Origin of the sequence: Nonomuraea ferruginea, from assembly GCF_039540635.1 — a bacterium.
GTDB classification, from domain to species: Bacteria; Actinomycetota; Actinomycetes; order Streptosporangiales; family Streptosporangiaceae; genus Nonomuraea; species Nonomuraea ferruginea.
Map to the genome: position 1 here is coordinate 41,560 of NZ_BAABFD010000029.1, position 20,899 is coordinate 62,458.

Genomic DNA, 20,899 nt, shown 5'->3' on the forward strand with positions numbered 1-20,899 from the left:
CGATGCCCTCCTCTCGGGCACGGGTGCGGCTCAGCTGCTGGTGACCGACGAGGACGAGCTTAGGCGCATGGGGATGAGGATGGCGTAGCCGTACATGAGCAGCCCCAGGGCGATCATGAAGATGATCACGGGCCATTGCCAGATCGGCGGGAGGTGCAGGGCCAGGAACCATACGGGGTTGTCGATGCCGAAGATCTTCATGACCATGGGCACGAGTCCCTGGGGGAACAGGGGGAGCCAGCCGAAGGTGTAGCAGATCATGACACCGATGCGGTGCTGGATGGGGAGGTCCGCGGTGGTGGGTTTGTCGGCCTGGGGCGCCGGGCCGTGCTTCATGAGGTTGAGCAGGTCGATCCCGTGGTTCTCTAGTCTGCGGTAGGCGATCCTGCCGAGTCCCCAGGCGCCGAGTGCTCCGGTCAGCACACCGGTGGCGACGCCGGCCCAGGGGTTGAGGAGGATGGCGCCGACCGCGGGAAGGGCGGTCGCGGGGACCGCGCAGAGCACGAGCCAGGCCAGGCTGGTCTCGGCGGTCTCGTCGGCGCCGGTGCTGAGCGGGTTGCCGCCGCGCTTGTGCGGGTCGGTGCCGGGGACGAGCGAGGTGACGGCGAGCAGGACGATGATCCCGGCGCCGCCGCCGAGGAGGGCGGGAAGCAGGCCCAGCACCCACGGCCACGCCCACGTCTCGCCGCTGACGAGGGTTCCGGCCAGGGAGAGGGCGACGGCGGCCGGGCCGACGATGAGCAGCCAGGCCAGCTGGCGGCCGCGTACGTCAGCGCGTTCCGCGCCGGGGGTCATGAGGGTGAGCCACAGGGCCGTCCCGTCGGCGCCGTAGAGGTTGGCCGAGGACGCGGCCGCCATCACGATCGCGATGAGCCCCGCGAAGGGGACCATGACCCAGACGTCGATGGTGATGAGCAGGAGAGGGGTGACGATGGCGTAGGAGAAGGCGGTGGCGAGGAGCTGGATACGGACGAGGTCGCGCCACCAGGCGCGCAGCTCCTTGGCGGCGACGGCGCGGGCGCCGCTGGTGGCCGGGAAGGGGCGGGGCGTGCCGCGGCGGGGCGGCACACCGCCGCGTGCGGCCGAGACGACGCGCCGCGACAGCAGGACCGCCCAGGCGGCCAGGAGGAGGGCGATCACGCCCGCGTTGGCGACCAGGATGGCGATGGCGAGGGGCCAGGAGGCCTCGATGGCGGCCACGCCCCATCCGGAGGGCAGGACGCGGACGAACACCTCGGACCAGGCGTCGGTGTCGGTGACACCCATGGCTACGACGGGTGCCCAGCCGTTGCTGCACAGGGCGATGGCGGTGCCGGTCACGATGCCGACGGCGGCCGCGGTGGCACGGGATCTGACGAACAGGCCGATGAGCGCCACGACGACGCGGGAGATCATCACCATCGTGACGAGCGTGGTGACCGCCGCCACCAGGCCGACGAGCACTCCGGCCGGGCCGAAGCGCCACCCGTACACGGGCAGCGACAGCAGGGCGATGAGATTGACCGCGGGCACGGGGCCCGCGAAAGCGCCGGCGAGCAGGGCGGCGGCGATCCGGCCCGGCCTGGCCGGGAGCATGGAGAAATACTCGGGGCGCAGCGCCTCGTTGCCGCCCCCGATGAGAATGGGGCCGAAGATCCAGCCGGAGAACCACACGGCCAGGGTGAGGGGCAGGTAGGCGGGCCACAGCACGGCGACGGCGATCGTGCCGAGGGCCAGGAGCAGCCCGAACGAGACGCCGGCGTACAGGTTGGTGGCGTCGTCGCCGCGCAGGGAGTTGCGCATGAGTGCCAGCCGCATGCGGATCATGTGCTGCGCCATGGCGGCCGGGCCGGGGGTCAGGAGGTGAGCCATGCCAGCCCCTCCGTTCCTCCGGTGCGGGCGCCGACGAGGCCGACGAAGGCGTCTTCCAGGGTCGCGGCGCCGCGCACGTCGGCCAGCGGCCCGGCGGCGACGACCCGGCCGTCGGAGATGACGCCCACGTGGTCGCAGATCTGCTCGACGAGAGCCATCACGTGGCTGGAGATGATCACTGAGCCGCCGTTGCCCGCGAACCTGCGCAGAATGGTCCTGATCGTGGCCGCGGAGATGGGGTCGACGGCCTCGAAGGGCTCGTCCAGGACGAGCAGGCGGGGGGCGTGCAGGAGGGCCACGGCCAGGCCGATCTTCTTGCGCATGCCGGTCGAGTACTCGATGATCAGCGTCCGCTCGGCGGAGTCCAGTTCGAGGACCTGGAGGAGTTCGTCGGTGCGCTCGGCGACCACGGCGGGGGGCAGGCCGCGCAGCAGGCCGAGGTAGGTGAGGGCTTCGCGGCCGGTGAGCCGTTCCGGCATGGCGTTCCCGTCGGGCAGCACGCCGATCAGCGCCTTGGCCTGGACGGTGTCACGCCAGACGTCCACGCCGAAGATCTCGGCGCTGCCGGCGTCGGGACGGAGCAGGCCGACGGCCATGGCCAGGGTGGTGGTCTTGCCCGCGCCGTTGGGGCCGACCAGGCCGTAGAAGGAGCCGGCCGGGACGGTGAGGTCGATGTCGTCGACCGCCACGTGGTCGCCGAAGACTTTGCGGAGTCCGGCGGTGCGGAGTGCGGGCTCCTGGTGTGTTGGCATGCATTGAGAATCGCGCGGCGGCCGGGGCGACGGATCGTCCGGGCGGGAAGCGAGATGGTGGATTCCGGCATCAACCGATCGGTTGATGCCGGGACCCCCGTCCTACGTCGCCGTCCGCTCCTGGTCGACGGGCTCCGGCGGTGACGGTTCGGTGTGGCACGCGCCGGAGGTGAAACGGCGGGCGGGGTCGTAGGAGAAGGTGCCGAGCAGGTGCTCCCAGACCAGGGTGAACAGCCCCAAGTTGACGTCGCCGACACCGGCCTCTTTGAGGTGGTGGAAGCGGTGGCCCTCGTTGAGGGCGAGTTGGAGGGCGGCGTGCGCGTGCGGTTCGGTGGTTCCGACGTCGCCGGTGAAGGCCAGCCGGCCCGGCTCCAGCGTGGCCGTCCTCTGCCAAGTGCCGGTCATCGGACGAGGGAGTCCCGGAGGAACCCGGCGATCTCCGCCCGTGCGGCCTTGGCCTGCGGCACCACGCCCGGCATGCTGAGGAACGCGTGTGTCGCCCCGGGATGTTCGGTGAGCCGCACGGGTGTCCCAGCGGCTCGCAGTCTTTCGGCGTAAGCGCGGCCGTGATCGGCCAGTGGGTCAAGGGTCGGCACCACCACGAGCGCTGGGGCCAGTCCGCCCAGATCATCGGCGTACAGCGGCGACAGCGCACGAGGATCGGTTCCCGGCGGAACGGCGAACCGGTGGAGCAACCGCAGTTGCGGCAGGCTGAGGGTCGGGCTGTGGGCATGCCGGGTGATCGAGGCGTGGTCGAACATGGTCGAGGTCAGGTCGACAGCGGGGTTGACCAGCACTTGCGCCCTCAGGACCAGCCCGGACTCCCGGGCCCGGATCGCGGCCAGGGCGGCGACCATCGCGCCGGTGCTCTCCCCGAAGACGACGGTCCGCGCCGGGTCGACCCCCCATCGGGCGGCGTGCTCCACCACGTGCCGGAGCACGTCCCAGCCGTCGTCGACGGCTGCCGCCAGCGGTGTCCGCGGGTCGAGGAGGCGATGCTCGACCGAGACGACGATCGCGGGCAGGCGCGCGGCAAGGTGACTGTTCACCCAGTCGCACTGCGCCGCCGTGCCCACGAACCCGCCTCCGTGCACGTGGAGCACCAGGGGCAGGTCGGCCCGGTCGGCGCCCACCGGCCGGTAGATCCGGACCGGGACGTCACGGCCGGGCAGCGCCACCTCCTGCCACCGGATGCCGGCACCACGGTCGGGAAAGCCGGTGATCACCCGTGCCAGGCGGGATGCCCGCTTGCGGTTCTCCGCCTCGCGGTAGGCGACCAGTTCCTCGTCCGTGATGGCCGGCCAGTCCGGCTCCCTCCCCAGCGCACGCAGCAACCGGATGCCCAGCGGCGGCCGCTCCGTATCGGTGATCTCGCTCAATGTCAGCTCCTTGGTGTTTCGCTACCTGAAGTATCGATACTAATGGTAGCGCAAATGGCTATCCTGGGAGCCATGACCGCCAGACCGCCCGGTCGCCCACGCTCCGGCGTCCACGCCGTGGTCTTCGCCGCCACGCTGAGCACCGTCCACGAACTCGGCTACGCGCGGGCCACCGTCGACCGCATCGCCGCCGCGGCCGGAATCGCCAAGACGACCATCTACCGTCGCTGGCCGACCAAGGGCGCGCTGATCGTGGACTGCCTCCTTGACGCGTTCGGCCCGATTCCGCTCGAAGGCGCCGGTCGCGCCGAGCTCATGTCCTCGGCCATCCGCTGGATCGCGGCGAAGATCGCCGAACCCGGGGTGGGCGACGCGTTCGCCGGCGTGTTCAGCGACGCCGTCAGCGATCCGGCCCTGCGCGCAATCCTGTCCACACGACTGCAGGACCCCTACCGGATCGCCCTCCAAGAGGCGCTCGGCGAGCCGGAGAACCGGGTCCTGTTCTTCATCGACGTCGTCGTCGGAACCCTGCTCCACAGGATGGGCATGACCGGCGAGCCGATGGCCGACGACGACGTCACCACACTGACCGAGCTGGTCCTGCCGCACTTCACCGGATCGCCTCCCTGAGCGATGGACGGGGCGACGCCACGGGCGGCCGGAGCGGCTGCGCACCGGTGAGAGCGGCCATGCCCTCGTCACTTGGAAGCGTCTCGCCGGTTGCCGACAATGGGCGCATGCCTGCTCCACACCGCGGCGGATCCGGCGATCGGACGGTCGAATGACGCGCTCTTCCGCCAGCCCCCAGAACCCGCCGCGGGGAGTGCCTGCGCGGGCGATCGACCAGCGCCAGCTCGACCAGGACATGGTGCGCCTACAGCGCGCGGCCGCGGCCAGCCACCAGCGCGGGCAGTTGGCTGAGGCGCTGCGCGCGGTGATGGCGGCCGCCATGGCGGCCGGAGGGGTGGTCACCACGCTGACGGGGATCGGCCGTACCCCTGTGGCGATCGTCGGATTCCTGTGGTTTCTCATTTCCGTCATCCCGCTGCGGCTGGTGGTGGCCTCGCTTGCCAACCAGGGGGCGTTGCTGCAGGAGATGTTCGACACCGCCCTGTTCCACCTGCCCTGGCGCGGCGCGGTCGCCGGCGAGCCGATCGCGGATCCCGACGTCTCGCGCCTGGCCCGCAAGCTCAAACCGGGCAGCACGAAGGATCGGCGGGTCACCGATGGCTGGTACGACCCCACGGATCGCGTGCACCATCCGTATGACGTGTTGATCGCCCAGGAGCAGAACCTCGCCTGGGACGCGCGGCTGCGCCGCCGCTACGGCCGCCTCGTGCTCGCGGCGGCGATCGTGTGGTGCGTCATCGGCGTCCTGGCCGGGATCGTCGCCGGGGTCACGATGACGGGCGTGGTCGTCAGCTATTTCGTCCCCTCCCTGGCCGCTTACCAACTGGCCCTGGAAACCTGGTACAGCCAGGAACGCCTGGCCACCGAGCGCGAGCGGCTGCTCAAGCTCGTCACCGCGGAGCTGCGGAAAGCACGTCCCGGGAAGATCGACGAGGCCGAATGGCGGAGGCTGCGTGAACTGGCCCGCGACATCCAGGACGGGATCCTGCGCACCCGGCAGGACATCAGCCGCGTCCCCGAGTGGTTCTACCGGCACTACCGCGGCAACGACGAACGGGACTTCGCGGATACGGCCGAAGGACATCGGCGCCGCCTGGCCGAACCGGCGAGCCCTTAGCGGGGGATCATCGGCGTGACGCTCACCCGGAACGACCGGGCTCGTCCCCGGAAGCGGAGACGCCACCCTGCCGGAGCAGTTCTCTCCATGCGGACAGCGCGGCCGACTGGTCGCCACGGTCTGCCGCGGCACGCGCCCGGTGCGCCAGCGTGGCGGCGGCCTCGAACGATTCCGCCGCGCCCACCGCGTGGGTCGCGTCGCAGGCTTCGACGGTCCCTTCCCGCTCCGGGGTGGTCAGGTCGATCATCCGCAGCTGACGACCCTGCGCGGCCGCACGGCCCAACTGGCCGGCGAGCGCGGACAGCAGCGCCGGGATGTCGTCGATCAGGTGGCCCACCGGAAGTCTGGTGTGCCAGCCGAGGTCGGCCTGCTCGACGATCTGGCTGATGCTCTCGGCGTCGAACGCGTGCGATCCTTCCAGCCACCTCAGCGCGAACAGCTCAAGGAAGTAGGACAGGACGGGGATCGACCGCCGGTACTTGATCAGCTTGATGATGCGGATGGCCTCCCTGCAGGTGTAGTCGACGCCGCCGGGACTGGCGTCGAGTGTGCGCTCGTGCAGTGCCGGTGAGGTGCCCAGCCAGCGTTCCTCCGTGGCCGGGAACGCCACCTCGGCCAGGCCGGAGCTGGGCGCGGTCACCGGAGAGTCCCACAGGAAGTCGGCCTCGCAACCAGGGACCAGTTCCATGGACGGCTCAGCGGTGAGCGAAGGGAAGTGGACCGCGGGGAAGGCGCGTCTCAGCGGGCCGAAGCCGGACATCGGGCCCATGGCCTCCAGGCGGTCGGCGAACAGGTCGTAGGCTTTCCGCGGCCTGATGGGCCCCGGCGGCGGCCGGTCCGCCGCCATGGCCTCCAGGAGCTGTTCGATCGAGTACGGCAGGACCGTGTCGGCCGCGCCGTGACGGATCGGATCACCGAAGACGGCGAGCATGTCGACGTCGCTGAAGCCCGCGACGCTGGTCGCGCAACTGGCCGAGCCGACAGGCGCCCACCTCGACGTGCCGAGAGCCTTCAGCTGACGCTGAGCCGCCGCGAGCAACCGCTCCCCGCATGGCCCTGGGCGGGGCGGATCGGACACGGCCTCATCGACGTCTCGGAGAAAGGCTCGCACGGCCATGCGGCTCCCGGCAGCACCCATGGCCGGGATTCTGCCAACCGGACGACGCGGCGGCGACCTTTCTGGCGTCGTACAGCTCATGGCGGTCACCCGCTTGACCTCACCGGCGCGGTGTGAGCAAATCCCGTTAATGTGACGTTCACCACTGAAAGTGAGGCGGTCGTTGGCGACCTCGACGGAGCCGGCCTCAGGCGGAGCCCACCTCTCAGACACCAAACGAGCTTTGCTGGAGCAACGCCTGCGCCGCAGGTCGAACGGCAAGCCGACCACGATCCCACGCCGCCCCGCCGGCGCGGACATCCCCCTGACCCACGCCCAGGAGGGCCTGTGGTTCATGGAGCAGTTCGCCCCCGGCACGGCCGCCTACACCATCCCCCTCGTGGTGCGCCTGCGCGGGGACCTCGACGCCGCACGGCTGCGCCGAGCACTCGAAGCGGTCGTGGACCGGCACGAGATCCTGCGTACCCGATTCTGCGCCGACCCCGACGGCCGCCCTCGCGTCGAGGTGGCCGGCACCGGGCAGGTGGAGCTGCGCCGCGTGAGCGCCCCGGACGAGGCGGCGGCCCGTGAGCTCCTGAGCGCCGAGCTGGCCAGGCCCTTCGACCTCGCCGCAGAACCGCCCGTGCGCGCCCTGCTCGTGCGGCTGGCCGGCGACGACCACGTCCTGCTGGTGGCCCTGCACCACATCGCCGGTGACGGCTGGTCGCTGGAGATCCTGGCGGGGGAGCTGCGCGCCCTGTACACGGGGGAGGAGCCGCCCGCGCTCGCCCTGCAGTACGGCGACTTCGCCGTGTGGCAGCGCGGCCGACCGGCGGACGAGGCGGATCTGGACTACTGGCGCGAGCGGCTGGCCGGAGTGCCGCCCATCGAGCTGCCCCTGGACGGCAGGCGCGGCGCGGTGGCCACCTTCGAGGGCGACTCCCACACCTTCAGGCTCGGCCCCGACGTGCTGGCCGCGGCCACCAGGCTGGCCCGCGAGCACGACGCGACGCTCTTCATGGTCGTCCTCGCCGTCTACCAGGTGCTGCTCGCCCGGCACAGCGGCCGGTCCGACTTCGCGATCGGCACGCCCGTGGGCGGGCGCCCGCGCAGCGAGCTCGAACCGCTCATCGGCATGTTCGTCAACATGCTGGCCATGCGCGCCGACCTGGAGGGCGACCCCACCTTCGCCGAGCTGCTCGCCCGGGTCAGGCGGAGCACGCTGGACGCCTTCGCGCACCAGCGGCTGCCCTTCGAGCAGCTCGTCGGCGAACTCGGCCTGGCCCGGGACGTCTCGCGTACCGCGGTGTTCCAGGTCGCGCTGGCGCTGCGCAGCTATGAGGAGGACACCGCCGCCTGGCCGGGCCTCACGGCGGAGCCGTACCCGCTGACGGCCGGGGCCGCCCCCTTCGAGCTGGAGCTGTTCCTGACCGAACGCGGCGGCGGGCTCGACGGGCTGTTCGTCTACAACCGGAACCTGCTGGCCAAAACCACGGTCGAGGAACTCGGCGCCCGGTTCGGGACGCTCCTGCGCGCCGCGCTCGCCGGGCCGGACCGGCGGGTGTCGGACCTGGAACTGCTGACCGGGCCGGAGCGCGAGCGCGTGCTGGCCCTCTCGGCCGGGCCGAGCGTGCCGTACCCGGCGGACCGGACGCTGGGAGAGCTGTTCGAGGAGCAGGCCGCCCGCACGCCCGGCGCCGTCGCCCTGGAGTTCGGCGGGCGGCGGCTCACCTACGCCGAGCTGGAGCGGCGCTCCGGCGAGCTGGCCCGGCGATTACGCGACCTGGGCGCGCGGCCGGGCGTCAGGGTCGCGGTCGCCATGGAGCGCTCCCTCGACCTGGTCGTGAGCCTGCTGGCGGTGGTCCGGTCCGGCGCCGCGTACGTGCCGCTCGACCCCGACTATCCGCGCGAACGCCTGGACTTCATGCTGCGGGACGCGCGAGCCGCGATCCTGCTGCCCGAGGAGACCGTACTCCAGCGCGAGGACGTGCCGGACACGCCGCTGACCCCCGCCTGTCCCGCGTACATGATCTACACCTCCGGCTCGACCGGACGCCCGAAGGGTGTGCCGAACTCCCATGCCGCCATCGTCAACCGCCTGGACTGGATGCAGCGCCGCTTCGGCCTGACCGGCGCCGACGCGGTGATGCAGAAGACGCCCGCCGGGTTCGACGTGTCGGTCTGGGAGTTCTTCTGGCCGATCATCACCGGCGCCCGCCTGGTCGTCGCCGCGCCCGGCGGCCACCGCGACACCGCCTACCTGCGCGACCTGATCGTCTCCTCCGGCGTGACGACCATGCACTTCGTGCCGTCGATGCTCGCCGCCTTCCTGGAGGAGGAGGACGTCGAGCGCTGCGTGTCGCTGAAGAGGGTGGTCTGCAGCGGGGAGGAGCTGCCGGTCGCCGTCGCCGCCCGGTTCTTCGAACGGCTGCCGGAGGTGGAGCTGCACAACCTCTACGGGCCGACCGAGGCCGCCGTCGACGTGACGGCCTGGCGCTGCGTGCCGGGCGAGAGCCGGATCCCGATCGGCCATCCGGTGCAGAACACCCGCGTCCACGTCCTCGACGCGCGGCTGCGGCCGGTGCCGCCCGGCGTGACCGGCGAGCTGTACATCGGCGGCGTCCAGGTCGCCCTGGGCTATCACGACCGGCCCGGCCTGACCGCCGAACGCTTCCTGGCCGACCCGTACGGGCCCGCGGGGTCACGTCTTTACCGCACCGGCGACCTGGCCCGGACGCACCGCGACGGCGCCGTGGAGTTCCTCGGCCGGGCCGACGACCAGATCAAGATCCGCGGCCAGCGGGTCGAGCCGGGCGAGGTCGAGGCCGTGCTCCGCGAGCAACCGGGCGTGCGTGACGCGCTGGTCGTGGCGGACGCGGACGGCCTGGTGGCCTACGTCGTCACCGATGCCGAGGCGGCCGGGTTGCGTGCCCGGCTCAAGGAGCTGCTGCCCGACCACATGGTGCCCACCGCCTACGTGCGGCTGGACGCCATGCCCCTCAGCCCCAACGGCAAGGTGGACCGGTCCGCGCTGCCCGCCCCCACCCGGTCGAGCGGCGACGGGGCCTTGCCGGCCACCCCCGCCGAGATCGCCGTCGCCGGGATCTGGAGCGAGCTGCTGGGCGTGCCCGGCATCCGGGCCGACGACGACTTCTTCGACCTCGGCGGGCACTCGCTGGTCGCCATCCAGGTGGTGGCCCGGATCCGCAAGCTGCTGGCCCCGGCAGAAGGCCGCTCGGTGGGCGTCATGGACCTGTTCCAGCACCCCACGGTGCGCGGCCTGGCCCAGCTCATCGAGGGGCCGGCCCCGGCCGAGGACAGGCCGCGCGCGCTGCTGCACCGCCTCACCCGCTCGCGCGTCACCCCCGCGCTCACCCTCGTCTGCTTCCCGTACGGCGGCGGCAACGCCCTGGTCTACCAGCCGCTCGCCGACGCCCTGCCCGAGGAGTGCGCGCTGTACTCGATGGCCTTCCCCGGCCACGACCCCGGCCGCCCCGACGAGCCGGTGATGCCGCTGGAGGAGGTCATCGAGCAGGCCGTACGCGAGATCCTCGACGGCATCGACGGCCCCATCGCCCTGTACGGTCACTGCGGCATCGGCGGCGCCGTCACCGCAGAGGTCGCCCGTCGGCTGGAGGCCCGGGGGCGCGAACCGGCCGCGGTCTACATCGGCGCGATCTTCCCGTTCGCCCGTCCGGAAGGGCGGATCGCGGGGCCGCTGGGCAGGCTGCTGCGCACCGACCGCCTGCGAGGCGACCGCTCGTACGAGAACCGCATGAAGGCCATGGGCAACGACATCTCCGGCCTGGACGAGGAGCAGGTCAAGTTCATGGTCCGCAACCAGCGGCGGGACACGCTGATCGCGGAGGAGGCCTTCACCCGCATGCTGGCGGAGCGGGCCGAGCCCTTGCGCGCCCCCGTCATCGCGGTCGTGGGGGAGCAGGATCCGGCCACCGACTACTACCGCGAGCGCTACCGGGAGTGGCACTTCCTGTCCGAGACCACGGCGCTGGTCGTCCTCGACGAGGCCGGCCACTACTACCTGAAGTACCGCGCCGACGACCTGGCCCAGGTCCTCACCAACACGCACATCGCCATGGAGTACGGCTCGGCCGCCGAGCTGAGCCGCCAGGCCCGCGGCCCGGCCGCCGGATGGTGGGTCGAGGAGACGTCGGCCCCGGACGGTCAGGAGGCTCCGCCGGCCAGGAAGCGGGCGCCCGAGCCCGGCATGCGCCGGTTCCTCGCCGTCTCGGCGTTCCAGCTCCTGTCCATGGTCGGCACCGCGGTGACCGACTTCGCCATCCCGATCTGGGTCTACACCACCACCGGCTCCCTGCTGAACTTCGCCCTGCTGGTCGCGCTCGCGATCATGCCGGGCGTGCTGGCCGCCCCGCTGATCGGCGCGCTCGTCGACCGGCACGGCAAGCGAGCCATGATGGCGCTGGGCAACTGCCTGGCAGGCGGCGTGCAGCTGGTCTTCGGCGTGCTGCTGTGGACCGGCGACCTGGCCACCTGGCACATCTATCCGCTGGTCACCCTGCTCTCGATCACGCTGGTCTTCCAGCGGCTCGCCTACACCGCGGCGCTGCCGCAACTGGTGCCGAAGCGGTATCTGGGGCACGCCGCCGGCGTGGTGCAACTGCTCGCGGGCACCTCCCAGTTCGTCGCCCCGCTGCTGGCCGTCGCGCTGCTGGCCGGGATCGGCCTCGGCGGCATCCTGGTGATCGACGTGATCAGCTTCGCCGTGGTGCTGGCCGCGCTGGCGCTCATCCGCTTCCCCGCCACGATGGCGCTGGAGCGGCGCGAGACGCTGGCCGCCGAGCTGGCCGGCGGGTTCCGCATGTCGCTGGGCAACCGCCACCTGCGGGCCGCGCTGCTCTACTTCGCGGTGCTGAACGTCATGCTGGCCGCGGTGCTGATGTCGATCTCGCCGCTGGTGCTGTCGTTCGCCGACCTGGACACCGCCGGCCGCATCTCGTTCGTCGGGGGCCTGGGCGCCACGTTCGGCGGCGTGATCGTCGCGCTGTGGGGCGGGCCGCGCCGCCGCCGGATGCGCGCCGTGCTGCTCGGCACCCTGCTGCTCAGCCTGTTCGCCGTCGTCACCGGGGTGTACGCCTCGCCGCTGACCGTGGGCCTGGGCGCGTTCGGGCTGTGGTGCAGCCTGTCCGTGGTCAACGGCGTCTTCATGACGATCATCCACGTGAAGGTGCCGCAGCGGTTCCACGGCCGGGTGATGGCGTTCAACCAGATGATCTCCTGGTCGACGCTGCCGGTCGGCATGGCCGTGGTCGCCCCGCTCGGGGAACGCCTGCTGGAGCCGCTGCTCCTGCCCGGCGGCGCGCTGGCCGACACCGTCGGCGTGGTGATCGGCGTGGGCCAGGGGCGCGGCATCGCGTTCATGTACGTCCTGCTGGGCCTGGGCATCGCCGTCCTGGCGCTGGTGGCCATGCGGATCCCGGTGCTGGCCGGGTTCGACGAGGCGGTGCCGGAGGCGGACCCGGACGACCTGGTCGGCGCGCGGGCGCTGCGGGACCGGGCGGGCAACGTCGTCAGCCTCGCCTGGAGTGCTCCCGCCTTCGCCAAGGCGCTCACCATGCCGCTCAGCGCGGCCAAGGCGGCTGAGCTGCTCGGGGAGCCGGTCGAGAAGGTGCTGCTGCGCACCGGCGGCGAGATCAGCGCCGTCTACGAGGTCAGGACCCGCGACCGCGAGCTGATCTTCAAGCTGTACCCGGGGTTGTTCACCGAACGCATGCGCAAGGAGCTGCACGTCTACGAACTGCTCAGCCGAACCGGCGCGGCCGCGCCCACCGTGGTCCGGGCCGACGACTCCAGGCGCGACCTGCCCCAGGCGTACCTGGTCATGACCAAGGTGGCGGGCCGGCCGCTCTCCCAGGTCTCCGCCGGAATGGACCGGACGACCGTCGAGCGGCTCTACCGCGACATGGGCCGCCTGCTGCGCACCGTGCACGGCGTCACGGTGCCCGCCTTCGGCCCGCTCGACGGCGTACAGGAACCCACCAACGACGCCTACGTAGGCGGCCAGTTCGAGCTCAAGGCCGCCCACTTCGCCGAGTTCGGCGGCGACCCCGGCCTGCACGCGGCGCTGCTCGCCCGCCTGCGCGCCGACCGCCACCTGCTGGCCCGCCGCACCACGCCGGTGCTGCTGCACCACGACTTCCACGAACGCAACGTCATGGTCGCAGAACGCGCCGGCCGGTGGGAGCTGACCGGTCTCATCGACGTCGAGAACGCGCTCGGCGGCGACCCGCTGATGGACCTGGCCCGCACCGACTACTTCGCCGTCCGCGACGACCCGCTCCGCCGCCGCGCCCTCTACGAGGGGTACGGCGACCTGCCCGCCGACTGGGCCGAGCGGCTGGCGTTCTACCGGCTCTACCACGCCCTCGACCAGTGGCACTGGCTGGCCACGATCGGCGAGGTCAGCGCGCTGGAGCCGATCACCCGGGAGATACGCGCATGCCTGTGACCGAAGACGCCTTCGCCGCCTCGTACGCGCAGGAACGCGTCTGGTTCCTCACCAGCCTGCTGCCTGACGTGCCGCTCTACAACATCGCCGGCGTCTCCCGGCTGGAACGGCTCGGCGAGGTCGAGCCCGGCCTGGTCGAGCGGGCGCTGCGGATGCTGGCCGAACGGCACGAGCCGCTGCGGACCCGCCTGGAGCCGCGCGGCGAGGAGGTCGTGCAGCTGATCGCCCCCGAGGCGACGGTGCGGCTCGCCCACACCGACCTGTCCGGCCGCCCCGAGCGGGACCGTCCCGGCGACCTCGCCGCCCTGGCGGCGGCCGACGCCGCCGAGCTGTTCGCCCTCGACGACGCGCCCCTGTGGCGGGCCCGCCTGGTGCGGCTCGGCGGCGGGCAGTGGCGGCTCGTGCTCGTCGCCCACCACGCCGTCTTCGACGCCTGGTCGATGCGGATCTTCACCGAGGACCTCGCCGAGGCGTACCACGCGCTGCGCGATAACCGGGCGCCCCGGTACGCCGAACTGGCCGTGCAGTACGCCGACTACGCCGTCTGGCAGCGCGAGCAGGGCTTCGAGGCGTCCCTGGCCTACTGGCGCGAGCGCCTGGCCGGATCGGTGCCGCTGGAACTGCCCACCGACCGGCCGCGGCCGGCCGAGCTCGGCTACGCGGGCGCCAACCACCCCTTCACCGTCCCCGCCGCGCTGACCGAGCGGGTGACCGCGCTGGCCAGAAGCACCGGCAGCACCTCCTTCATGGTGCTGCTCACCGCGTTCGCCGCCCTGCTCGCCCGCTGGAGCGGGCAGACCGACGTGGTGATCGGCTCGCCCGCCGCCGGACGTGACCAGCCCGAGCTCGGCCCGCTCATCGGCATGTTCGTCAACACCCTCCCGCTCCGCACCGACCTGAGCGGCGCCCCGTCCTTCGCCGAGGCGCTGGAACGGGTGCGGACCACCGTCGTGGACGCCCTCGACCACCAGGACGTCCCCTTCGCCCGCATCGTCAGCGAACTGAACCCACCCCGCGACCCTTCCCGCACCCCGCTCTACCAGGTCGCCTTCAACCAGCTGCCGTACGACGTGCGCGGCCAGATCGGCACCGGCACCACCAAGACCGACCTGACCTTGGAGATCCAGAACGCCGAGGGCGATCTGAGCGGCTGGCTGGAGTACGCCACCGACCTGTACGACCCCGCCACGATCGCGCGGCTGGCCGAGGGGTTCCTCGCCCTGCTCGACGCCGCGACCGGCGACCCCGCCCTCCCGCTGTCGCGGCTGCCGCTGATGCCCGCCGGGAGGCGGGAGGAGACGGTGACCTCCTGGCACGGGCCGCGGCTGCCGTACCCCTCCATGCCGTTGCACGAGCTCGTGGCCGGGCACGCGGCCGCCACGCCGGGCGCGCCCGCCGTCGTCGTCCCGCACGAGGGCCGCACGCTCACCTACGGCGAGCTCGACGAGCGGGCCGCGGCGCTGGCCCGGGTGCTCGTCTCGCGCGGCGTCCGGGTGGAGTCGCCGGTGGCGGTCTGCCTTCCGCCCGGCGGTGACCTGGTGGTCGCGCTGCTCGCGGTGCTCAAGGCGGGCGCCTGCTACGTGCCGCTCGACCCGCGCTACCCCGCCGAACGGCTGCGCTTCATGCTGGCGGACTCGGGGGCCGCGCTCGTACTGACCACGCCGGAGCTGGCCGGACGGCTGCCCGGCGTGCCCGCGCTCACCGACCTGGCGCAGCGCCCGCCGGACGACCGGCCGCTGCCCCGGGTCTCGCCCGGCCATCTGGCGTACGTCATCTACACCTCCGGCTCCACCGGGGTGCCCAAGGGCGTCATGGTGCCGCATCGGGGCGTGGTCAACCTGGTCACGAGCCTGGCCTTCACCGCGGCCGAACGCATGCTCCTGCTCACCCCGATGTCCTTCGACATCGCCGCGCTCGAACTCTTCGGACCTCTGCTGTCGGGCGGCACCGTGGTCGTGGCGCCGCCCGACAGCAAGCTGGGCGCGGTCCTGGCCGAGGCGGACGTGCGCACCGTGCAGGCGCCCCCGTCCGTGCTGGAGGAGCTCGCCGAGGAGCTGCCGGTCGGCCTGCCCCGGGTGCTGAGCGGCGGCGAACCGCTCGGCCCCGCGTTCGCCCGGCGGCTGCGTGAGGTGGCCGGCGAGGTGCACAACATGTACGGCCCGACGGAGACCACCATCTGGTCGCTCACCCACCTGACGCGGCCGGGGGAGCAGACCGTCCCCATCGGCCGCCCGGTCGCCAACACCACCGCCCACGTGTTGAGCGAGGTCCTGGAGCCGGTGCCGCCCGGCGTGGTGGGAGAGCTCTGGCTCGGCGGCGACGGGCTGGCCCGCGGCTACCACCGGCGGCCGTCCCTGACCGCCGAGCGGTTCGTCCCCGACCCCTTCGGCCCGCCCGGCGCCCGCCTCTACCGGACCGGCGACCTGGTGCGGCGCCTGGCCGACGGCGCTGTGGAGTTCGTCGGCCGGGTGGACGACCAGGTGAAGGTGCGCGGCGTGCGCCTGGAGCTGGGCGAGGTCGAGGCCGCCCTGACCGCGCATCCGGGGGTCACCCGCGCCGTCGCCGCCGTCCGCGACGACGCGCCGGGCGGCCGCGCCCTGGTGGCGTACGTGGACGAGCACGCGCCCGTGGCCGAGCTGCGGGCCTACCTCCAGGACCGGCTGCCCTCCACCATGGTCCCCAGCCTCTACCTGGCCGTCGGCTCCTTCCCCAGGCTGCCCAACGGCAAGCTCGACCGCTCCGCCCTGCCCGCCCCCGTCCCCGCGGCCGCCGCCGAAGCCCTCCCACCGCGGACGGCCGCGGAGGAGCTGGTGTACGAGATCTGGAGCGAGGTGCTGCACCGGGACGGGTTCGGCGTGGAGGAGGACTTCTTCGACCTGGGCGGGCACTCCATGCTCGGCACCCGGGTCGTCGCCAGGATCTGCTCGGAGGTGGAGATCGAGCTGCCGCTCAACATCCTCTTCCTGACCCGTACCGTCCGCGGGCTGGCGGCGGCGGTGGAGGAGCGGCTGGCGGCCGAGATCGACGCGCTGTCGGACGAGGAGGCCGCGGCCCTGATGGAGACCTGACGCCGGGGCCGTTCAGCCGTCCTCGGGCTCGCCCGTCTGCCGCCGCCACTTGGCCATCGACCGCTCGATCTCCTCGCGCATGAACGCGAAGAACCGGCGGGTCTCGTCCAGCCGCTGCCCGGCCGTGGAGTCGAGGCCCAGGAGCGTGGCGCCCTGCTCGGCGCCGGTCTGCACCTGGACCAGCATCGGGACGGACTGGCTGATGAAGTGGCTCCAGGTGTGCTCGTGGACGCGGCAGAAGTCGTGCCGGCTGCCGGGCTCGCGCCCACGCTCGACCAGCCGCACCCGCACCAGGTACTTGACCGCCCCGGAGATCGCCGAGGCGCCGACGCCCAGCTCCCCGGCCAGCTCGGCCGCCGACAGCTTGCCGGAGTCGGTGACCAGCAGCGCGGCGTACACGCGTGCGGCCATCCGCGGCATGCCGGACTCGACCAGGATCTGCGCGAACCGTTCCCGGAAGTCCGCGATGGCGCCCTCGCCTGCTCGCGTCACCGCGGCAGCTCCTTCCTCCGTCGTGACGTTACCGTCGTCGTGTCGTCATATTTTAGTATATTTCAGAAACTTCACGAATTTTGTGGAACAAGAGTAGCGTGGTCGTCGTGACGGACACCGGACTCCTCGGAGTGCAGAAGACCCTCACTCCTGTTCTCAAGGCCAAGGCACTGGACAACCTGCTGCCGGCCCCGATCCTCGGCGACGCCTACGCCGAGCGGGTGATGCGCCGCCTCGACCCCGGCTACGACCGGCGCGGATTCGGCAGGAGCCAGATGGGCCTGGCCGCCGTGGTCCGCTCCCTCGCCCACGACGACTGGGCCCGGAGCTTCCTCTCCGATCATCCCGACACGGTGGTCCTGCACCTGGGCTGCGGCCTCGACGCCCGGGTCCACCGGATCGACCCGCCCGCCACCGTCGACTGGTACGACGTGGACTACCCCGCCGTCATCGAGCTGCGGCGGCGATTCCTGCCGCCGCGCGACCACTGCACGCTCGTCGGCGCCGACGTCACCGACCTGACCTGGCTGGACCGCGTCCCTCACGGCAGGCCGGCGCTGATGATCGCCGAAGGGCTGGTGCCGTACCTGACCGAGAAGGACGTCCACCGGCTGCTGACGGGCGTCGTCGACGCCTTCCCCACAGGGCAGATCCAGATCGACACGGTGCCGGTCTGGGCCTGGCGCACCTCGAAGTGGGACCCGACGCTGCGCAAGTACGACGCTCGGTTCCACTGCGGCTTCGACGTCCCCGCCGCGCTGGCCGCGTGGCACCCACGGCTGGAGTACGTCGACGAGGCGCCGATGTACGACGCGCCGATCCTCAGGGCCAAGGCCCCCGCGCGCATCCGCTGTCTGTACCGCGTGATGAACCTGGTGCCGGGCATGAAACGGTCCACCCGCATCGTGCGCTTCCGCTTCCGGGAGACGCCGGCCTGGCCCAGGCCCTGAACACCGGCGGAGCGCCATGGTCAGGGCGGTGACGTTACAGTGGGTGGAGGTGTCGAATCGGCGTTGGGGGACGCATGAAGCGACGCTCTGTGAGGACCGCTGCCGCCGCCGGGGCACTCCTGGCCGCCGTCACCACGGGTTTCGGGACCGCCGCTGCGGCCGCACCGGCAGCGTCCCCGAGTCCTTCTCCTGCGGATCCGCGGCCGACGTGCCCGGGGCTGGGGCCGATGTACCCCATCACCAGCGAATACGACTACCTGGCGCAGATGGTGCCCCACCACGAGGAGGCCGTCACCGCTGCGCGGCAACTGCAGCGGTCCGAGCGGCCCGACATGCGGCGGCTCGGGCAGTCGATCGTCACGACGCAGACTGCCGAGATCGGCAGGATGAGAGGGTGGCTGGAGCAGTGGTACCCGCGGAGTCCGGCGCCGAGCCCCAGCGTGACCACGATGCCCGACCTGTCGGGGCTTTCGGGAGATCAGCTCGACAGGACGTTCCTGCAGTACATGATCCCGCACCACATGATGGCGATCATGATGTCGCAGCAGGTGCTCATGCACGGTGAGGCGGAGCATGCCGAGGTAGCCGGCTTCGCCCGAACGGTACGCGACGACCAGTGGGCCGAGGTGCGCCTGATGCGGCGATACCTGGTCCAGTGGTTCGGACAGCAGGGCACGCCCTGCTTCCCGGAAGCGCCCGGCATGCCCGGTATGCCGCCAGGGCGGCATCCGGGAGCACCCGGCCAGCCGACGGCCGAGCCCTCATAGCTGCCCCGGATGAAGAACATCGGCGCGATCGAGCTGTACAGCCCCGAGGCCGCCCAGACCGCTTGGCGGGCAAGCTTCTCGAAGCGCCCGATCACTGGTGGAGGGGTGCTGTTCCGATCGTGCGCTATTCCTCGGTTCGGAGGGTCGCTCGCGGTGGCTCCGTGAGCAGCGCGGCCGCCCAGAGAAATACCTTGGGATCGCCGAGGCCTGAGTCGGTGAGCCATTGAGCGGCCCGACGCGCGTCTTGCTCGTCCTGGATCAGCCCATTGAGGTCCGGCTGGATGCCGGTGGCTTGGTGAACGTCGGTGACGAGGTCCCCCATGCAGGTCCAGGTATGCCAGTTTCCGATGTCGAAGCCGACCAGTTCGAAACCCAGCCGCCGCTCGCCGGGGCCGGGGAACTGCTCATGCCGGATCAGTCGCTCCTGGAGGCTGCCGTCGCAGCCATCGTCGGCCATATCGGCCTGCAGCCCCCGAACATCGGCGGCAGCGAATCCGACTCCGAGCACGTGCAACCCCGAGTTTCCGGCCTGATTTCGGGCGATCTCAGCCTCCTGGGGACTGGCGAACCAGTGATCCCAACCACTGGGATCCACCGGCACCAAGTCCACCACGCAGTCGCTCAGCGACAGCAGACTAGGGCCAGGCAGGCCGGCCTCCTGCCAATCTTGCCGATCAGTGCGTGTAGCCACCCGATAGCCGGCAAGGACGTAATCCAGTTCCATGGCACTTCCCTCTCACTTGTCGCTGCATCACTCGAGGTGCGGCACACCAGTCGGCGTGTACGGCAGGCTGCAGTGCTGAGGCGCCCGACAAGCGATCTGGTTGATCGGCCCACGCCCAGGCCGCCAGGGTCGGGGGCCATGGCGGGCGCGTTCCTGGTTCAGGGGGCCGCGCTCGCCTTTGCCGCTTCTTCTTGGCGGGCCAGCACCCCGGAGATGGTCACCTTCACCGTCCGGCGTATCACGTCGGTGAAGTCGAGGCGCATGGCGGCCAGCTCCGGGTCGGAGGCGTAGGCGGCCAGCATGGCCTCCGAGGGCCGGTCGCAGGGCCAGGCCGCGGCGGCCATCAGCAGGGTGAGCTCCACCACCCGGGACGCGCCCTGATCGCCGAGTTCGGGCACATGCCGCAGCACCAGCCGGACCAGGGTCTGCATGGAGTGCTTGGCGGCGTGCTTGTGCCGGACGGCGACCTCGGTGGAGATGTTGTGCTCCAGCACGGCGGTCTGGGCGCTGACCAGGTCGCACAGTACCGGCCGCCGCGTCAGTGAGGTGGCCAGGATCTCGGCCAGCCGGTCGCCGCGCTGCCGGGGTGTGCCCTCACCGGGCCGGTGGGAGTGTTCCAGGCCGGCGAGCCAGTCCTGGATCTCGGTGTCCAGCAGGTCGAGCAGGACGGCCTCGCGGGAGTCGAAGTAGCGCAGCACGTTGGACTTGGCCAGGCCGATGCGGCGACTCAGCTCGTTGAGGCTGAGCTTGGCGACCGGCATCTCGGTGAGCATCGCGGCCGCGGTCCGCAAGATCTGGCGTCGTCGTTCGGTCCGCTGCTCCTCGGTGCGGGCGCGCTTGAAGTTCACGTTCCCATGATACATACCGTCGGTCTCTTATTAAGAGCCCATCGGTCTTTTAAGGTTGGAGAGGTTGCAGACCAGCAGTTTTTAGGGAGATCCGTCATGTACCAAGTACCCGACCAGAGCGGCAAGCTCGCCGTGGTGACCGGCGTGAACAGCGGCACCGGCCAGGCTGCCGCGACCAAGCTCGCCGCCTCCGGCGCACGGGTGATCCTGGCGGTGCGCACCGTCGCCAAGGGCGAGCAGGCGCGGGCGGAGATCCTCAGGGCCCATCCGGCGGCGCAGATGGAGGTACGACGGATCGACCTGGCCGACCTGACCTCGGTCCAGGAGTTCGCCGACGCACTCATCGCCGGCGGGCGGCCGCTCGACATGCTGCTCAACAACGCCGGGGTGATGTTCCCGCCGGTGCGGCACGAGACCGTCGAACGGGTTCGAGCTGCAGCTGGGCAGCAACTTCCTCGGCCCGTTCGCGCTGACCGTGCGGCTGCTGCCGCTGCCGCTGCAGGCGCCCGCCGCGCGTGTGGTGATCATGAGCAGCGGCATGGCCGCCCGCGGCACGATCGACTTCGACGGCCTGAACTGGCGGCGCGGTTATGACCCGGCCGGTGCGTACGGCCGGTCGAAGCTGGCGGACCTGCTGCTGAGCCGGCCGACGAAGAGGCCCCGGCGAGCGAGGTGATCGTCTCGGCGTCGGCGAGTTGCCGACACGGCAACGAATCTTGGCCCGCCGGAAGCCGCCGA

Annotated in this window: 15 protein-coding genes; 7 read left to right on the forward strand and 8 right to left on the reverse strand. The window is 71.7% G+C overall.

Annotated elements, in window-relative coordinates; translation table 11 throughout:
- Positions 1-30: 30 nt before the first annotated feature.
- The 4 genes from ABD999_RS39445 to ABD999_RS39460 form a co-directional block, all read right to left on the reverse strand.
- Complete coding sequence (locus tag ABD999_RS39445) at positions 31-1,851, reverse strand: hypothetical protein (RefSeq protein ID WP_271276750.1); 1,821 nt, start codon at positions 1,849-1,851, stop codon at positions 31-33.
- Positions 1,836-2,603, reverse strand: coding sequence for an ABC transporter ATP-binding protein (locus tag ABD999_RS39450; protein WP_148031734.1), 768 nt, complete (start codon positions 2,601-2,603; stop codon positions 1,836-1,838). Before ABD999_RS39450 ends, ABD999_RS39445 begins: the two co-directional genes overlap by 16 nt.
- Positions 2,604-2,705: 102 nt before the next feature.
- Complete coding sequence (locus ABD999_RS39455) at positions 2,706-3,008, reverse strand: sterol desaturase family protein (RefSeq protein ID WP_271276751.1); 303 nt, start codon at positions 3,006-3,008, stop codon at positions 2,706-2,708.
- Positions 3,005-3,982, reverse strand: coding sequence for an alpha/beta hydrolase (locus ABD999_RS39460; RefSeq protein WP_271276752.1), 978 nt, complete (start codon positions 3,980-3,982; stop codon positions 3,005-3,007). Before ABD999_RS39460 ends, ABD999_RS39455 begins: the two co-directional genes overlap by 4 nt.
- Before the next feature lie 72 nt (positions 3,983-4,054).
- Here ABD999_RS39460 and ABD999_RS39465 point away from each other — a divergent pair, with 72 nt between their 5' ends.
- Positions 4,055-4,612, forward strand: a complete 558-nt coding sequence (locus tag ABD999_RS39465) for a TetR/AcrR family transcriptional regulator (RefSeq protein WP_222708951.1) — start codon at positions 4,055-4,057, stop codon at positions 4,610-4,612.
- A 151-nt stretch (positions 4,613-4,763) separates the two neighbouring features.
- Positions 4,764-5,729 (forward strand): S-4TM family putative pore-forming effector, encoded by a 966-nt coding sequence (locus ABD999_RS39470; protein WP_271276753.1) that lies wholly within the window; start codon positions 4,764-4,766, stop codon positions 5,727-5,729.
- A gap of 22 nt (positions 5,730-5,751) precedes the next feature.
- Here ABD999_RS39470 and ABD999_RS39475 read toward each other — a convergent pair whose 3' ends face one another.
- Positions 5,752-6,660 (reverse strand): hypothetical protein, encoded by a 909-nt coding sequence (locus ABD999_RS39475; protein WP_271276754.1) that lies wholly within the window; start codon positions 6,658-6,660, stop codon positions 5,752-5,754.
- Positions 6,661-7,069: 409 nt separating this feature from the next.
- On the opposite strand from ABD999_RS39475, the gene ABD999_RS39480 reads away from it, so the two are divergent.
- Both ABD999_RS39480 and ABD999_RS39485 read left to right on the forward strand, forming a co-directional pair.
- Positions 7,070-13,312: a non-ribosomal peptide synthetase gene (locus tag ABD999_RS39480; protein ID WP_271276755.1), complete on the forward strand. Its 6,243-nt coding sequence runs from the start codon at positions 7,070-7,072 to the stop codon at positions 13,310-13,312.
- Positions 13,303-16,380 (forward strand): non-ribosomal peptide synthetase, encoded by a 3,078-nt coding sequence (locus ABD999_RS39485; RefSeq protein ID WP_271276756.1) that lies wholly within the window; start codon positions 13,303-13,305, stop codon positions 16,378-16,380. The genes ABD999_RS39480 and ABD999_RS39485 overlap by 10 nt, the downstream gene beginning before the upstream one ends.
- 12 nt (positions 16,381-16,392) lie before the next feature.
- Here ABD999_RS39485 and ABD999_RS39490 read toward each other — a convergent pair whose 3' ends face one another.
- Positions 16,393-16,872, reverse strand: a complete 480-nt coding sequence (locus tag ABD999_RS39490; protein WP_271276757.1) for a GbsR/MarR family transcriptional regulator — start codon at positions 16,870-16,872, stop codon at positions 16,393-16,395.
- Between the two features lie 107 nt (positions 16,873-16,979).
- Here ABD999_RS39490 and ABD999_RS39495 point away from each other — a divergent pair, with 107 nt between their 5' ends.
- Together ABD999_RS39495 and ABD999_RS39500 are read left to right on the forward strand one after the other, a co-directional pair.
- Positions 16,980-17,822, forward strand: a complete 843-nt coding sequence (locus ABD999_RS39495; RefSeq protein WP_271276758.1) for a class I SAM-dependent methyltransferase — start codon at positions 16,980-16,982, stop codon at positions 17,820-17,822.
- A gap of 227 nt (positions 17,823-18,049) precedes the next feature.
- The gene (locus tag ABD999_RS39500) at positions 18,050-18,589 is read left to right on the forward strand and encodes a DUF305 domain-containing protein (protein ID WP_187281169.1); all 540 of its coding nucleotides are present in this window, start codon (positions 18,050-18,052) and stop codon (positions 18,587-18,589) included.
- Positions 18,590-18,713: 124 nt separating this feature from the next.
- Here the strand turns inward: ABD999_RS39500 and ABD999_RS39505 are convergent, their stop codons facing one another.
- Together ABD999_RS39505 and ABD999_RS39510 are read right to left on the reverse strand one after the other, a co-directional pair.
- Positions 18,714-19,313, reverse strand: a complete 600-nt coding sequence (locus ABD999_RS39505) for a hypothetical protein (RefSeq protein WP_271276759.1) — start codon at positions 19,311-19,313, stop codon at positions 18,714-18,716.
- A gap of 158 nt (positions 19,314-19,471) precedes the next feature.
- Positions 19,472-20,161, reverse strand: coding sequence for a TetR/AcrR family transcriptional regulator (locus ABD999_RS39510; RefSeq protein WP_271276760.1), 690 nt, complete (start codon positions 20,159-20,161; stop codon positions 19,472-19,474).
- 96 nt (positions 20,162-20,257) lie between these two features.
- Here ABD999_RS39510 and ABD999_RS39515 point away from each other — a divergent pair, with 96 nt between their 5' ends.
- Positions 20,258-20,755 carry an SDR family NAD(P)-dependent oxidoreductase gene (locus ABD999_RS39515; RefSeq protein ID WP_271276761.1) on the forward strand — a complete coding sequence of 166 codons (498 nt, stop codon included), beginning with the start codon at positions 20,258-20,260 and terminating at the stop codon, positions 20,753-20,755.
- Positions 20,756-20,899 lie beyond the last annotated feature (144 nt).

Coding starts and splice junctions, on each gene's coding strand:
- ABD999_RS39445 (WP_271276750.1), bottom strand. CDS start 1,851: ATGGCTCACCTCCTGACCCCCGGCCCGGCCGCCATGGCGCAGCACATG.
- ABD999_RS39450 (WP_148031734.1), bottom strand. CDS start 2,603: ATGCCAACACACCAGGAGCCCGCACTCCGCACCGCCGGACTCCGCAAA.
- ABD999_RS39455 (WP_271276751.1), bottom strand. CDS start 3,008: ATGACCGGCACTTGGCAGAGGACGGCCACGCTGGAGCCGGGCCGGCTG.
- ABD999_RS39465 (WP_222708951.1), top strand. CDS start 4,055: ATGACCGCCAGACCGCCCGGTCGCCCACGCTCCGGCGTCCACGCCGTG.
- ABD999_RS39470 (WP_271276753.1), top strand. CDS start 4,764: ATGACGCGCTCTTCCGCCAGCCCCCAGAACCCGCCGCGGGGAGTGCCT.
- ABD999_RS39475 (WP_271276754.1), bottom strand. CDS start 6,660: ATGCTCGCCGTCTTCGGTGATCCGATCCGTCACGGCGCGGCCGACACG.
- ABD999_RS39485 (WP_271276756.1), top strand. CDS start 13,303: ATGCCTGTGACCGAAGACGCCTTCGCCGCCTCGTACGCGCAGGAACGC.
- ABD999_RS39500 (WP_187281169.1), top strand. CDS start 18,050: ATGTACCCCATCACCAGCGAATACGACTACCTGGCGCAGATGGTGCCC.
- ABD999_RS39505 (WP_271276759.1), bottom strand. CDS start 19,313: ATGGAACTGGATTACGTCCTTGCCGGCTATCGGGTGGCTACACGCACT.
- ABD999_RS39515 (WP_271276761.1), top strand. CDS start 20,258: ATGTACCAAGTACCCGACCAGAGCGGCAAGCTCGCCGTGGTGACCGGC.